The 14471-nt window shown below is 67.7% G+C and carries 11 protein-coding genes; 7 read left to right on the forward strand and 4 right to left on the reverse strand.

The features are described from left to right. Positions 1–14 precede the first annotated feature (14 nt). Positions 15–818 carry an FkbM family methyltransferase gene (locus DK847_RS03150; RefSeq protein WP_111196135.1) on the reverse strand — a complete coding sequence of 268 codons (804 nt, stop codon included), beginning with the start codon at positions 816–818 and terminating at the stop codon, positions 15–17. Then, positions 815–4702 carry a non-ribosomal peptide synthetase gene (locus tag DK847_RS03155; RefSeq protein WP_161957126.1) on the reverse strand — a complete coding sequence of 1296 codons (3888 nt, stop codon included), beginning with the start codon at positions 4700–4702 and terminating at the stop codon, positions 815–817. Before DK847_RS03155 ends, DK847_RS03150 begins: the two co-directional genes overlap by 4 nt. A 131-nt stretch (positions 4703–4833) precedes the next feature. Here DK847_RS03155 and DK847_RS03160 point away from each other — a divergent pair, with 131 nt between their 5' ends. From DK847_RS03160 to DK847_RS03175, 4 genes are all read left to right on the forward strand, one after another. Further along, positions 4834–5676 carry a YdcF family protein gene (locus tag DK847_RS03160; protein ID WP_146256032.1) on the forward strand — a complete coding sequence of 281 codons (843 nt, stop codon included), beginning with the start codon at positions 4834–4836 and terminating at the stop codon, positions 5674–5676. Between the two features lie 58 nt (positions 5677–5734). Further along, positions 5735–6538, forward strand: a complete 804-nt coding sequence (locus DK847_RS03165) for a universal stress protein (RefSeq protein WP_161957127.1) — start codon at positions 5735–5737, stop codon at positions 6536–6538. A gap of 254 nt (positions 6539–6792) precedes the next feature. Continuing rightward, on the forward strand, positions 6793–7290 hold the full coding sequence (locus DK847_RS03170; RefSeq protein ID WP_161957128.1) for a CBS domain-containing protein: 498 nt from the start codon (positions 6793–6795) through the stop codon (positions 7288–7290). A gap of 85 nt (positions 7291–7375) precedes the next feature. Further along, positions 7376–9643, forward strand: a complete 2268-nt coding sequence (locus DK847_RS03175) for a mechanosensitive ion channel family protein (RefSeq protein WP_111196140.1) — start codon at positions 7376–7378, stop codon at positions 9641–9643. A 3-nt stretch (positions 9644–9646) separates the two neighbouring features. Here the strand turns inward: DK847_RS03175 and DK847_RS03180 are convergent, their stop codons facing one another. Both DK847_RS03180 and DK847_RS03185 read right to left on the reverse strand, forming a co-directional pair. Beyond that, positions 9647–10837, reverse strand: a complete 1191-nt coding sequence (locus DK847_RS03180) for a patatin-like phospholipase family protein (RefSeq protein WP_161957129.1) — start codon at positions 10835–10837, stop codon at positions 9647–9649. A 77-nt stretch (positions 10838–10914) separates the two neighbouring features. Further along, positions 10915–11382 (reverse strand): hypothetical protein, encoded by a 468-nt coding sequence (locus DK847_RS03185; RefSeq protein ID WP_111196142.1) that lies wholly within the window; start codon positions 11380–11382, stop codon positions 10915–10917. Between the two features lie 295 nt (positions 11383–11677). Here DK847_RS03185 and DK847_RS03190 point away from each other — a divergent pair, with 295 nt between their 5' ends. The 3 genes from DK847_RS03190 to DK847_RS03200 all read left to right on the forward strand — a co-directional run bounded on the left by DK847_RS03190 (position 11678) and on the right by DK847_RS03200 (position 14417). Continuing rightward, positions 11678–12352: a hypothetical protein gene (locus DK847_RS03190; RefSeq protein WP_111196143.1), complete on the forward strand. Its 675-nt coding sequence runs from the start codon at positions 11678–11680 to the stop codon at positions 12350–12352. Between the two features lie 243 nt (positions 12353–12595). Further along, positions 12596–13474, forward strand: a complete 879-nt coding sequence (locus tag DK847_RS03195; protein WP_161957130.1) for a cobalamin B12-binding domain-containing protein — start codon at positions 12596–12598, stop codon at positions 13472–13474. 37 nt (positions 13475–13511) lie between these two features. Beyond that, on the forward strand, positions 13512–14417 hold the full coding sequence (locus DK847_RS03200; protein ID WP_111196342.1) for an acetamidase/formamidase family protein: 906 nt from the start codon (positions 13512–13514) through the stop codon (positions 14415–14417). Positions 14418–14471 lie beyond the last annotated feature (54 nt).

Here is a 14471-nt window from a genome sequence, read left to right on the forward strand (position 1 = left end):
GCGAGCGGAACCTGTCAGTCCGCCCCGTCCCCGTACCAGGCGCGCGGCAGCACGATGTCAGGCCTGCCGGCAACATTGGCCCGGTCGAGCGGATGGGGAAACGACGTGACGGGCGTCTTGCCCTGCAGCCTGTCCTTGCGCAGGAAGGTGAATTCCATGACCGGCGGAATGACCATGCCATCATGCACTGCCGGCTCGCAGCAATTGTTGGGGTGGATGTGCACCACCTCGAAATCCTGGCGCAGCTTGCGGAAGGCGATGTGGATCAGCTGCTGGCCGAACGGATCGAACAGCCGGTCCAGCCCATGGAACTCGATCACCATGATGCGGAACCGGCGCAGCAGGGCGCGGCTGGTTTCGCAGATCACGCCATATTCCGAGCCCTCGATGTCCATCTGCAGGATCATCTCGGAATCGTCACGCCACTTCCTGTCCACCCAGTCGGCGAGCGACACGGCATTCTGCGCGGCACCCGGACCGATGAAGAGCTTCTCGAAATCGAACAGTGCATTGTCCAGCGCGGGTCGCTCCACCGCATGATCGGCGAGGAAGCTGCGGATGCCACGCTGCGCCAGATCGGCCTCGAAGTCCGACACGCTGGATACGCCGGGCGAGAAGCAGGCACGAATCCCGGCGAGATCATCGGGCACCAGGTAGCCGCCATCGCCATCGCCCCCGATGCGGATGAGTGGCACGCCCGCATCGCAGGGGCGCGCCAGATCGAGCACGGCGTCCAGCACGTCGCGCCCCCCGGTGCGGAACACCATGACGCCGGCGCCGAGTGCGGCCTTCTTCGTCCAGGCCGTTGCCCTGCTCATCGTCTCTCCCCTTGTTCCAGCGCGGTCATGATGGCCTCCAGCTGCCGTGACAGCTGTGGCGTCAGTGCCGGGTTGATGAAATCGTCATGCTCCCCGAACAGCGGATGGAAGCTCACCCCTCCCGCGGCATGCGGTTGCCACACCGCCTTGAGCACGGCGCGGCCACGCGGCGGGCCGATCACATGGGCATGGAGCGGCAGACGCGGCGGCCGGTAGGTGCGCAGCAGGCGGACGAAGAGGTCGCTCTGCTCGGCATCATCCGCCGGGCTGGCGGAGGTGCGGTTCCACACGCGGCGGTGGAGGCGCGACAGCACGCCGCCGGCATAGCGCAGCCGCCCCTCGGCAGCGCCTCCCGCCGCAATGGCCTCCGCGTGGATGCGCGCCCGCTCCAGCCGCTTCAGCATGTTGACGCGCAGCGCCACGGCCGGGTCGATGTCGAGGGCGATGCCGCGCACGTCCAGCATCGCGAACATGCCGATGCGCCCGCCCCGCTTCAGCAGGGCATCGGCAACGGCGTGGGCATACCAGCCGCCGGCGGAATAGCCGGCGATGTGGATCGTGCTGTCACCGCGCGCGAGGATCTGCTCGGCATAGCCTGCAGCCAGTGCCTCGACGCTGGGACGCTCCACGCAGCGAACCTCCTCCACGTCGCAGCCGATTCCGAACACCGGACGGAGCGGGTCGATGTGCAACTCGATGCCGTTGAAATGCGAGATGAAGCCGCCCCAGCCGTGGATGAGGAAGAGCGGCGTCCTCGAGCCCTGCGCCCGCAGGGGGATGATGTTGCCACTGCGCGGGCGCGCGCCCGTTGCATGCGGGGAGCCCCGCCCCAGTTCGGCGGCGAGCTGCTTCAGGTCGGCGGCCTCATAGATCTGCCGCAGGCTCGGCAACACGCCGATGTTCTCCTCGATGCGCAGGATGAGCCGCATCGCCTGCAGCGAGTCGCCACCCAGCGTCTGGAAGAAATTGTCGTGGCGGCCCACGCTCTCCCGGCCGAGCACCTCGCACCAGAGCTGGGCCAGCCTCTCCTCCATGTCGCCCTTGGGTGCTTCATGAATGGCCTGCCCGGCGAGCGGAAGACCGGCGAGTGCGCGCACCGCGGCGCGGTCGATCTTGCCATTGGCCAGCAGCGGGAAGCGGTCGCACAGGATGAACTGCTCCGGCACCATCTGGACGGGAAGAGCCTCGAGCATGTGCCGGCGCAGGTCCGCCACGCCGGGCGCCGTCACCCCGCCAGCCAGCAGGATGCGGGCGGCAAGGCTGCCGGTGGCGCTCGCCGAAACCACGGCGGCCTCGATGGCGGGATGGCGGATGAGCGCTGCCTCCACCTCCGCCGGCTCGATGCGCACGCCGCGGATCTTGATCTGGTGGTCGATGCGGCCGAGGAATTCGATCACGCCGTCCGCCCGCATGCGTGCCAGGTCGCCGGTGCGGTAGAGGCGGGCCCCCGGCTCGGACGAAAACGGATTGGCGACGAACACCCGCGCCGTCTCGGCAGGGTCGTTGAGGTAGCCGAGCCCCACGCAGGCACCGCCAAGGCACAGTTCACCGGGCATGCCGAAGGGCACGAGGCGCATGCCATCGAGCACGTAGGCCTGGACATTGGCAAAGGGCCGGCCGAGCGGAACGGGGTCGACAGGCTCCAGCGGCAGGTCGCAGCGGATGACGCCGATCGAGGTCTCCGTCGGGCCATAGGTGTTGACGATCCGGCACTGCGGCACGATCTCGCGGAAGGCATAGGCGTCGCTCGCCCGCATCGCCTCGCCGCCGACCAGCAGCAGGCGCAGCCGCGGCCAGCCGGGCACGCCGCTGCCGCGCAGCGCATTCACCACATCGGTGAACAGCGAGGGAACGAAGTCGAGAACCGAGATGCCCGCACGGGCCACCAGCGGAAACAGCCGTGCCGGCGTGACGATCACCTCGCGCGGGGCGACGACCACGCGTCCGCCAAAGCACAGCGCCCAGAAGAATTGCCAGACATGGGTATCGACCGTGACCGGCGCCGTCACCAGCACCGCGTCCTCCGCCGGGTCGCCGAAGGCGGTGTTCATCGCGAACAGCCGGTTGACCACGCCGCGATGGGCATTGACGGCGCCCTTGGGAAGGCCGGTGGAGCCCGACGTGAAGATGCAGTAGATCGGGTCGTCGAGGCGTGAGTGCACGTCGGGCGCTCCCGGATCGTCACCCGCCGCCAGCAACGGCAGCACGCAGAACGTGCCAGGCGCATCGTGCTCGGCAAGGATCAGCGGCGCGCCGCCGATGCGCTGCGCCAGCGCCGTCAGCCTCGCCTCCGGCCATTCGGTGCCCACCGGCACGAAGGCGGCGCCGCACTTCATCACCGCCAGTTCCGCCGCGATCATCGCCAGCGACGGGTTCATCCGCAGCATGACGAAATTGCCGGGCGCAACACCCCTCTTTCGCAGCGCCGCGGCGATGCGATTGGCGGCGGCGTCGAGTTCGCGGTAGGTCCAGTCGCGCTGCGGATCGCTGACGGCGACGGCCTGCGGCGTGCGCCGGGCCTGCGCTTCGACCAGCCGGTGCAGCGGTGCCATGGCGGGATAGGCAATGGCCGTCTCATTCCAGGCGAGGATCCGGCCCCGCTCCTCCGCGGACATGGCATCGAATTCCGCCACCGGGCGGTCGGGGTGAGCGAGGGCCGCCTCCAGCAACAGGCAGAACTGCCGGTGAAGCTGTTCGGCGGCCTCATGAGTGATGACCGGAGCGCGGCCGAGGTAGCTCAGCTCGAAACCCTCGTCCACCGCCTGGAAATAGACTGCCAGGTCGCGCTCCGCGAGCGGCAGGAACACCCGCCGCTCGCGGAGCGCCAGCCCCGCCACGTCGACACGCAGCCGCGACGGCAGCCGGGTGAAGGACACCGCCGTCAGCGGATTGCGGGAATAATCCGGACGCGCCGCAAGCTCGCGCGCGGCCACCCGCATCGGCAGCGCTTCGTGCGCCAGCAGACCTTCAAGCTCCTCCTGCACATCGGCCAGCACGCTGCGCAGCGACGCCGCTCCGGCTATGGCGAGGCGCAGGATGCCGGTATGGGCGAAGAAGCCGATCATGTTTCGGCTCATCTCCGTCGGCCGGCCCGATACCGTGGTCGCCAGCACCACCTCCTCGCGCCGCGCGATGCGGGCAAGCAGGGCGGCGAAACCCGCCATGGCAAGGCGGAAGGGCGTGGTGCGCAGCTCGGCCGCAGCCTGGCGAAGGCGCGCCGACAGCGCCTCGCCAAGGGCGAATTGCCCGACCGAGACCGAAGCCCTGGCACTGCCCGGCCCCGTGGCAGGATGCGGCAATTCCCATGGGCCCGACAGGGACCCCAGCAGATTGCGCCAGAAGCTGCGGGCGTCCTCGCCGCTGCGGCCCGCCAGCAGGCGCTCCTGCGCCGCGACATGGCTGAAATAGTCGGCTTCCACCGCGGGCGGTTCTCCGCCCCCCAGCAGCACGGCCAGCTCCGCCGCAAATTTCGGCCACGACACCCCATCGATGACGAGATGATGGAAGCCACACAGCAGCTCATGCGACTGGTCGGTGCGCCGCACCAGGGCGAAACGATAGAGCGGCCCGTGCGCAAGGTCGAAGGGTGCCATGGCGAAGGCCGTGGCGTCGAAGGGTTCATCGACCACCGCAAGCGCCACCGCACCGGCGGGCATGATGCGCACGCCAAGCCGGTCGCCTTGCCAGTGGAACACCGACCGCAGAACGGCATGCCGCGCCACGACGCGGTCGAGTGCCGCGGCAAGCCTCCGTGCAGCAAGCGGCCCATCGAGGCTGATGGTCCACAGGAGATTGCAGTTGCTGGGGTCCTCCGCCGCGTGCGGCGACAGCCACATGCCTTCCTGCAGGATCGATGCGCTGGCCGCGCCAGCATCACTCACCATCGTTCCACTCATTGCGCGCCAGTCAAACCTCAAGCAGCATGCCGTCAGCCCCGCCCTTGGAGGAGGCCATGTACCAGCTATAGCCCGGTCCCTGCCGCCGAACGAGATATCCTTCCCCGTGCAGGGTGCAATTGCAGATTGCCGATACCCTGCGCCACCCGCGGTTGACCTTCGCACCGCGCTGGGCGAACCTTCCCGCCATCTTGCTGCATCTCACGAAAATCGCCGCCGTGTTCGCCACGCCACTGGGCGTTGGCCTGGTCGTGGCGCTGCTCGGCCTGCTGCTCGCCTGGCGCGGCTGGCGGCGCCTCGGCCACAGCTGCATTCTCGTCGCATTGCTCGGCCTGTGGGCGGCGGCCATGCCGCTCACGGCACGCCTCGCGCTCGGTGCCCTCGAGGCGGCCTATCCGGCCCTGCCGCCTGGCCAGTCACCTGCTGCCGATGTGGCCATCGTGCTGGGGGGCGCGGTGCGCGGCGCGCTGCCGCCGCGGCCCGGTCCTGACCTGGCAGAAGCCTCTGACAGGGTGCTCTATGCCGCCGAACTGTTCAGGGCCGGCAAGGTGGCGAAGGTGGTGGTGACGGGCGGCAACCTGCCCTGGGAGAACGCCTCCCGGCCGGAGGCCGAGGTGATCGCCTCGCTGCTCCAGTCCTGGGGCGTGCCGGCCTCCCGCATCGTCAGCCTGGGCAGCAGCCGCACCACGGCGGAAAACGCCGCCGAGGTGAAGGCCGCATGGCCCTCGCTGGGTGCATCTTCCGCCCTTCTCGTCACCTCCGCCGCGCACATGCCGCGGGCCCTCGCCACCTTCCGCAGCGCGGGGCTGCCCGTCACTCCTGCCGCCACCGATGTGCGGATCGTCCGGCAGCCGACGAACCTGCTGGACGTGCTGCCCTCGGCGGATGCGCTGCTGCAGACCAGCGACGCGGCGAAGGAGGCAATCGGCTATTTTGTTTACTGGCTGCGGGGCGATATATGACAGGGCTGACAAGCGCTGCCACATGCCGCGCCACTTTCTTGAAGGACACGGGCTCCAGATGATTCGCAGGATTTCTCTCGCCACCGATCTCTCGCAGGAGGGTGCGCCGGCCTTTCGCGCGGCTCTCGCCCTCGCCGTGGCCTGCAAGTCGCGGCTCGACATCCTGCATGTGAGCAGCCGGGGCGAGCAGCCCGCCTGGGAAAATTTCCCGCAGGTGCGCAGCACGCTGGAAGCCTGGGGCCTGCTGCCGCCGGGCTCGCGCCAGGAAGACGTGGAACCGCTGCTCGGCGTGGGCATCACCAAGGTCACCATTCATGGCCGCGACCCCGCCTCGGGCATTGCCGACTTCGTGGCCAAGCACACGCCTGACCTGCTGGTGGCTGCCAGCCACGGCCGGGCTGAAACCGGCTGGTGGAGCGGCGGATCGGTTGCGATGGAGGCGATGCGCCTGGCGGACCTGCCTTCGCTGCTGTTCGGCCCGCTTGCCCGCGACATGGCCGACCCCGCGACCGGGGCGCTGGCGCTGCGCAGCGTGCTGATGCCGGTCACCGACACGCCGCCGCCGCGCGCCGCGCTCGGCAGGCTGCACCTGCTGCTTGACCCGCGCCCGCTCGACCTGCACCCGGTGCATGTGGCGGCATCCGCCCGCACCGAGGACGAGGTGCGCGCCGTGTTCCCCGAGGCTGCCCGCCTCGAGGGCGAGGTCGTGCCAGCCCTGCTGCAGGCGGCAGACCGCGTGGCACCCGACCTCATCGCCATGCCGACGGCACGCCACAAGGGCCTGCTCGGCGCCCTGCGCGGCAGCACCACCGAAAAGGTGCTGCGCGCCGCCCCCTGTGCGGTGCTGGCGCTTCCGTCCTGAGCGGCGGCAACCGCGGGAGCACCTGCCGGTGACCGTAAATAGACGGGGCTGCTGACTGTCCGTTCACCAGCTGGCAGTGAAAGCAGATTTTTTTATATTTGTGATTCAGTGATTTAACATGCCTGCGCGGGTTACCTAGGTACAAACCCAGGGGCTGCCGGGTGAATCCTACTTATAGCAGAATTATGCCCTGCGCCCTTGATGGCGGGTCCGAGGCCAATCCGGCTGCGGCAATCAGAGTGAGGCAGCACATCATGACCGTCGCCCGCATCATCAAGGACAAGGTCGGCAAGGTGATCACCGCAGCACCGGATGACAGCATCCTGTCGCTCGCGGGCCGTCTGGCGCGCCACCACATCGGCGCCCTCGTCGTGCAGGACAGGGCGGGGGCCATTGCCGGCATGATCGCGGAGGGCGACGTGATCCGCGCCGTGGCCAGCGGGCAGGCCTGCGATGCGGGCGTCACCGCGCAGGACATCATGCGCCCCTGCGTTCTCACCTGCACGCCGGACACCACGGAGTCGGAACTCCTCGACATCATGACCGACAATCACGTCCATCATCTTCCGGTGATCAGCAATGGCCGGCTGGCCGGCATCGTGTCGCTGGGCGACGTGGTGCGCCTGCGCCGCGAGAAGATCCGCGAGATGCTCGCCGATCTCGAGCGCCTTGCCGATGAGGGCCGCTTCACCGCCAACCTGAAGCACCACCGCACCGCGAAGGCGCCATCGCTGCTGGCACGCGCAATCTAGCGCATCGGTGTTTTGGCCGAGGCGGCGGGCCCTGCCCGGTGTTGCCAGTGCGGCCCGGTCCGTGCATCTATGCCCGCAGGATTGGATGACGGGCGGCGGCGGCATGATCAGGCTGGTGATGATACTCCTGTGGGCGGTGCTCACGGCGGGAACGGCAGCGGCGGACGGGCCGTGGAGCGGCGAATGGGAAATCACCTGGGGCAATGGCGGGGCCATCGTCCGGCTCGAGCAGGACGGCGCTGCCGTTGGCGGCAGCTTCGGCAGCGGCCAGATCCAGGGCACGCTGCGTGACGGGCGCTTCGACGGCCAGATCCTGTACAATGGCGACGTCGAGACCGTCACCGCCACGCTGAGCGCCGACCAGCAGAGCTTTGCCGGCACCACCGAATCGGGCGACTGGCTGAACGGCCTGCGCATCGCCCCCGGGGACCCTCATGCCGCCGCGGTAGAGGCTGATCTCGCCAACCCGCGGGCGGCGCTGCGCAGCTTCCTCATGGCGGCCAATCTTGCACAGGCCGACAAGCCCTATGCATTGAATGCCGCAATCGATTCGATCGACTTCGGCAGCGATGCCGGCTGGGCCTCCCGCGAAGCGCGCTTCTCCGGCGCCCGCCAGCTTTTCGACCTGATCGACCGCGCCACCTTCAACCTTGCCGCCATTCCCGACGACACGGCGGAGCAGCGGCTGAGCCTGCAATTGCCCGAGGCCGGCTCGAAGTCGGTGGTCAACATCGACATGCAGCGCGGGGCGGATGGCAAGTGGCGCATCGTCATGCCGCCGCCGGCCAGTCTGCGCGCCGAACTCGACGCCGGCCCATCGCAGACCGCCGATGGTTTCCGCCAGCTGCAGAGCCCGCGCGACACGCTGCGCGCCTTCCTCGACGGCATGCTGCACTGGAACAGCGGCGGCGAGGCGCAGGCCATCGACACCATCGACCTGTCCCGCGTGCCCGAGGTGCTGCGCAAGGCCGAGGGCGCGCTGGTGGCGCAATACCTGGTGCGCATCATCGACAGGGTGGGCCACCACACGCTGCAGAACGTGCCCAACTCCGGCGAGAGCCGGGAGCCCTTCGTCTATTTCGAGCTTCCCGCCGGCCGCATCGCCATCGAGCCCGTGGGCACGGGCAAGGACACGCGCTGGAAATTCTCCGCCGAGACGGCGGCCAACATCCGCAGCCTCTACAGCTCCGCCGAACAGCTGCCGGACAACCACGCGCTGGACCCGGGCTTCATTCCCGCCTCATCCATGTTCGCGCTCCGCGACCAGGTGAAGCGTTATGCGCCGGCCCTGCTGCGCGGCCTGCCGGGCCCTGCCCATGTCGAATACTGGCAGCTCCTCGCAAGCCTCGTCGCGCTGCTGGCGATCGTGCTTCTCACCCTCATCCTGCGCGCCGCCCTGCTCTGGCTGATGAGCCGCAACGCCGTCCGCCGCCATGTCGTCAACCCGCGCCGCCTGGCGCTGGGTCTTGCCATGGGCATTTCCTTCATCATCGGCTCGCGCTTCGTTGCCACCGTCGGGCTGCCGGCGGCGGCGCGGCAATACACCGTGCCGGTGCTGGGCACCCTGCTCATCGTCATCATCGCCTATGCGCTGTGGCAGCTCGTCGTCTTCGTGCTCTCCGTGCTGCAGGAACTGGCCGAGAAGACCGAGACCGCGGTCGACAACATCCTCATCACCTTCGCCGCGGGCGTGGCCAAGCTGTCGATCGTGCTCGGTGCGGTGCTGATCCTCAGCTACCTGTGGTCGCTGCCGACCAGCGGGCTCATCGCCGGCCTCGGCATCAGCGGCCTCGCGGTGGCCTTCGCCTCGAAGGAGACGCTGTCCAACATCTTCGGGGCCGGCATCCTGCTGGGCGACCGGCCCTTCGGCAAGGGCGACCGCATCATCGCGGGCGACGTCAACGGCTGGGTGGAATCGGTGGGCCTGCGCTCCACCCGCGTGCGCACGCTTTACGACAGCGTGCTGGTGGTGCCCAACGGCAAGCTCGCCGACATGGTGGTGAACAATCTCGGCGCGCGGCGCAAGCGCAGCCTGTCGACCACCGTCATCGTCACGTCCGGCGCCACGCCGGCGCGCATGGAGGCCTTCACCCGCGACATCCGCCAGCGCATCGCCGACGATCCGATCTTCGAGGGCAAGTGGGCGGAGGTGAACATCTCGCGCATGTGGTCGGAAGGCATCGACGTCGAGATCTCGTCGATGGTCGAGACCCGCAGCGGGCGTGCCTCGCGCGAGGCGACCCACAAGCTCTACCTGGACATCATGCGCATTGCCGAGGCCAATGGCCTGACGCTCGCCCACGCCACCGACCCGGCCGCCGCGGAGGGCGAGGCCGCCGCAGCGAAGGCGTGAGGCTCAGCGGTCGTAGTCGGGCGGCTCGCGGTCCCAGGCGGCCGGCGTCTGGCCCATCTGGTAGCCGCGCTCGTAGAGCGCCTTCATGTAGGCGGTGTCGAACTCGCTCTTCGCCTTCATGGTGAAGTCATTGGGAATCGAGCTGAGGTAGAAGGCGACGTCGTCCTTCTGCGCCTGGGCATACATCCGGTAGGCATCACCGATCGACTGGTTCTTGATCAGCGTCGAGATCGAGCGCGCGGCGATGGCGAGCGTCTTTGTCTCGGTCTTCTCCGCCTGCGGCGCGAAGGAGCCGTTCATGATGATGTAGAGGCTGCGCTTCCTCGGAAACTTCAGCGCCTTGTCGACGTCCTTCAGCGAATTCTGTGCCGAGACGAGGAAGGCCTGGGTGGTGGTGCCGCCATCGACGTGCAGCTCCTCGTAGAGCTTGCCGTCCGCCGTCACCTTGATGAGCTGCGGCGGGAACACGCCGGGAATGGCCGCGCTGGCCACCAGCACGTCGCGGAACAGCGACAACCGGTCCGGGTTGCTGCTGGCGGCAATCGCCGTCATGTCCCACACCACCGGGCGCTGGGCATCGAGGTTGGTGGTGCCCACCAGCAGGCGCCGCCCCTTGCCATGTTCGACAGCGATCTTGTCGAGCAGCTCCTGCGTCACGTGCCTTGCCACCAGCGCCTTCAGCGGGCTGTTGTCGGTCATCGACGAGCCGAAGACGCCGCTGATGGCGCCCTTCTTCTTCATCACGTCCTTGTCGTTGATGGTGGTGTAGATCTGCTTCAGCTCATCGTCATAGTCGGAGCCGAGGAAGGCATAGGGCGCCGACAGCGCGCCGGTGCTGATGCCGGTCACCACCTCGAACTTCGGCCGTGTGCCGGCCTTGGTCCAGCCATTGAGGATACCGGCGCCGAAGGCACCATCGCCGCCGCCGCCGGAAATCGCCAGGTAATAGGCGTGGTCGAGGGGGATCGAGGGGTCCGCCTTGTGCGCCGCCTTCAGCTCCTCGAGGCGCTGGGCCGAGGCCTCGTTCAGCTTCTTGAGCTCGGCATCGCCCCAGTAGCGGATGCCCTTGTAGCCCACCGGCGTGGCATAGCTGTTGACCGGCGCATCATCGAGGCGCGGAACATTGCTGCCGCAGGCGGCAAGCGTAAGCAGCAATGCGGCGGCGAAAAGTGACCTGAGGATCGAAATGGACATGCGGCCAGTCGTTTGTTGAAGCTTGTGCCGCTTGTCAACCGGCATCGCCAGGTGGCCGGGCGAGGCAGGCCAGCGGCTCAGCGCCGGTTGCGCAGGGTCGAAATGTCGGTGACGTCGCCCCCGCCCCCCTCCGGCTCATCGCCACCTTGCGGGTCCGCCGGGGCGTCTGCCGGCAATAGCGCAAGCTCCTCGTCGAGGCGGTGCAGCTCGCCATGCAGGGCCACCAGCTTGCCGCGCAGGTCGTGGTTCTGGTTGGACATCGTCTCGACGATGCGGTCCATCTGGCGGATGCGCTCATCCTGGACAGTGGCCTCGCTGCGGTAGGTGAGTTCCTCTGCCTCTGCCTGCGCACGCAGTTGTGAAAGCCGGGATTCCGCAACCGAGGCGAGACCCTCGGCCCCCAGTGCCATCACCACGCAGGCCACGCTCATGCCGATTGTCAGCGGCGACACGCCGGTCTGCGCCCACAGATAGCCGGTCAGCGGCAGGGTGACGAGCAGGCCGAACTTGAACAAGAGCCTCAGGCTGCGGCGCGGGTCCGCCATGGCTTTCCCCCTCCCCGGGGTACGAGTGTCGACCCTGCGGCGGCGCAACCCTACAGCCGCCCGGGTTGGTGTGGAGGAATAGGCCCTTCACCCTTGCTTGGCGAGAAAAATAAAAATGCAACGGCAGATGCATGAGTCAAAACAGAAGCAAAAACAACCCTTGATACGCTCAAGCTGATGAACCTCGGCGCAGCGGATACGATTCTTATACGGGTTTTACTTATGTTCGAAACACGTAACGCGGCCTACAAGGCCACCGTCAGGTTTCACCTCGCAATTCCGGAGAAGTTCCGCCGTGATCCGCTACCTTGCCGGCCTCTGCGCCGCCCTTCTGTTCAGCATTGCAGCACCGCTGTCCGGCCAGGCGGCACCCAATGCGGCCTATGCCATCTGCACCAACCAGACCTATGCGCTGTGCGCCGCCGCCTCCGCCTTCGTCTACCAGGAGGTGAGCTATGCCAAGTGCATCATCAAGAACGGCAACTCGATCAGCGCCCCGCCGCTGCGCTACCGCTCCGGCAACCAGATCAAGGACATCTGCGACGTCAACGCCATGGGTGCCAACAACGGCTACATGATGAGCACCTTCAGCCTGCCCGAAGAGGTGAAGAAGGGCGGCAACAAGGCGCTCTACACCTGCCCCGGCGGTTCGACCGGGTCCTACGCCCAGTGCGACGGCGGCACCTGCTTCCGCAGCTCCAGCGGCCAGGTCTTCCCCGGCGTCGGCAAGGTTGCGGCCAACGAGATCATCTGCTCCTGCCCCATCACCAAGTCCGGCACGTCCAACGCGCCCTTCGGCTATCAGTTCATCGGTGCCTATCCCTGCCAGCAGAAGGCCTTCGACGTCTGCGACCAGGAAGCCCACAATGGTGACATCATCCCCGTGGGCTCGCCGCCCGGCGCAGGCCGCGTGCTGACCGAGGCGCTCTACGGCCGCAACTACGAAATCAACGAGTGCAAGCCCAACTGAGCACCTGCACAATACCCTGACCCACACCGCTCGCGAGCCTGCCAACTGCAATGGCGGGCTCGCGATTTTCGTTCTTATGGTGCCTGCCTCCGGTGCCACGATCCTGCGGCGCATGCTGCATTGCCAAACTGCACGCCCGGCGACAGCAAAGTCGTTGATTGCATGCGCTTGCAGCCTGCCTTATCATCCGACCGTTACCGAGGCCGTCCCCACAGCAAGATGAGGCGGCCCGACAGGGTTGGGATGGCTGACGATCAGGATGAGGACGGCGGCATGGCTTCCGTGAAGCCTGACTTTCTCTCGGGCGAAGATGCCGGGGCGGGTGGTGGATTTCTGCCGCCGCTTGAGATCACCGTCGACGTTCCGGATTTCCGCTATGCCAAGCTCAGCCGCATCGTCGCGGAGCACGTGCTGCCGCAGCTGGTGGCGCTGCACGAGCCCCAGCCTCCCGTTCAGCCTGCCGCCGTGCTGCGGACCAGCGAGATTGCCGAACTCGCCCGGCTGGTGATGGGCGCCGACAACGACGATGCCACCAACTACGTCCTGAAGCTCAAGGACGGCGGCGTGTCGCTCGATGATCTCCATGTCGAACTGCTGGAGCCCACCGCCCGCCTGCTGGGCGACCTGTGGAACGAGGACAAGGCGGATTTCCTCGACGTCACCATCGGGGTCTCGCGCCTGCAGCGGCTGGTGCATGTGTTCGAGGGGCTCGGCCAGATTCCGGACTATGACGAAAAGCGCCGAGTGCTGCTGGCCGCAGCACCGGGCGAGCAGCACAGCCTGGGCAGCACCATCGTGCAGAAATTCCTGCGCGCCGGCGGCTGGCACGTGTGGAGCTGCGCATCGCCCGATGCCGGCGAGCCGGCGGAGATAGCGGCCAGGGAATGGTTTGCCGTCGTCGGCTTCTCGCTCGGCTCCGACGTTCACCTGGGGCTCCTGAAAGATGCCATCGCCCTGGTGCGGGCCCGGTCACTGAACCCCAGGGTGGGCATCATGATCGGCGGTTCCGCCGTGTCACGCGATCCGGACCTCGTGCGGAAGGTCGGCGCCGACGGCACGGCCGCCAATGGCCCCGCCGCGGTGGTGCTGGCCAAGAAGCTGCTGGCGGAAGCGCTGGTCTGACCTTGCATCCGCCACGCGCTGCGGCATGCTTGCGCCCATGACGACGCATCGCTTCACGCCCTCCACGCTCCACAACACGCTTGGCAGCCACGCGCCCGCCCTGGCGATTGCCAGCGGCGACACGGTCATTGCCGCCACTGCCGACGCCCACGGTGTCGATTTCCGCGGCGAGAAGATCGGCGACAGGCCGAACCCGATGACCGGGCCCTTCTTCATCGAAGGTGCTGAACCCGGTGACGCCCTGCTGATCGCGATCCGCGACATCCGCATGACGCGCGCCACCGGCTGGACCTTCGACGTGCTGAGCCCCAACGTGGTGGACCCCAACGCGGTGCTGCGCTTGCGCGAAAGGCGCAGGGTGGAATGGCTGATCGATGCGGCGGCGGGCCGCGTGCGGCTGGCGGAGCCGCCGCCCGCGCTTGCGAACTGGTCGGTCGCGGTGGAGCCAATGATCGGCTGTTTCGGGGTGGCGCCTGACCTGTGCCAGGCGATCTCGACGGCCACCAGCGGCCGCCATGGCGGCAACATGGATTACCGCGGCTTCAAGGCCGGGGTGGAGGTGATGTTTCCCGTCTCCGTTCCCGGTGCGCTGTTCTTCTTGGGCGACGTGCATGCCCAGCAATGCGACGGCGAGATCGTGGGCACCGGCATCGAAACAGCCGCCGAGGTGACCTTCACCGCACGCGTGCTGAAGGGCCAGAAGATCGGCTGGCCGCGCGGGCTGAACGAGACGGAGATCTTCACCATCGGCAATGCCAGGCCGCTGGACCAGGCGCTGCAGCATGCGACGACCGAGATGCTCGACTGGCTGGTGGCGGATTACGGCCTCGATGAAGTGGCGGCGAGCCACGTGATGGGGCAGTGCGTGAGATACGACGTGGCCAATGTGTTCAACCCCGCCTATTCGGTAGTGTGCCGCGTGGCGCGCGCGGCGCTGCCGTGAGCCACATCTCATAAAGCCGTCACCCCAGCGAAAGCTGGGGTGACAAGCTTAAGG

This window comes from Aestuariivirga litoralis (assembly GCF_003234965.1).
Lineage (GTDB): Bacteria > Pseudomonadota > Alphaproteobacteria > Rhizobiales > Aestuariivirgaceae > Aestuariivirga > Aestuariivirga litoralis.

Excerpts from the sequence above, each read along its gene's own strand:
- DK847_RS03150 (WP_111196135.1), bottom strand. The coding sequence starts at position 818 with ATGAGCAGGGCAACGGCCTGGACGAAGAAGGCCGCACTCGGCGCCGGC.
- DK847_RS03155 (WP_161957126.1), bottom strand. The coding sequence starts at position 4,702 with ATGGTGAGTGATGCTGGCGCGGCCAGCGCATCGATCCTGCAGGAAGGC.
- DK847_RS03165 (WP_161957127.1), top strand. The coding sequence starts at position 5,735 with ATGATTCGCAGGATTTCTCTCGCCACCGATCTCTCGCAGGAGGGTGCG.
- DK847_RS03170 (WP_161957128.1), top strand. The coding sequence starts at position 6,793 with ATGACCGTCGCCCGCATCATCAAGGACAAGGTCGGCAAGGTGATCACC.
- DK847_RS03175 (WP_111196140.1), top strand. The coding sequence starts at position 7,376 with ATGACGGGCGGCGGCGGCATGATCAGGCTGGTGATGATACTCCTGTGG.
- DK847_RS03180 (WP_161957129.1), bottom strand. The coding sequence starts at position 10,837 with ATGTCCATTTCGATCCTCAGGTCACTTTTCGCCGCCGCATTGCTGCTT.
- DK847_RS03185 (WP_111196142.1), bottom strand. The coding sequence starts at position 11,382 with ATGGCGGACCCGCGCCGCAGCCTGAGGCTCTTGTTCAAGTTCGGCCTG.
- DK847_RS03195 (WP_161957130.1), top strand. The coding sequence starts at position 12,596 with ATGGCTGACGATCAGGATGAGGACGGCGGCATGGCTTCCGTGAAGCCT.
- DK847_RS03200 (WP_111196342.1), top strand. The coding sequence starts at position 13,512 with ATGACGACGCATCGCTTCACGCCCTCCACGCTCCACAACACGCTTGGC.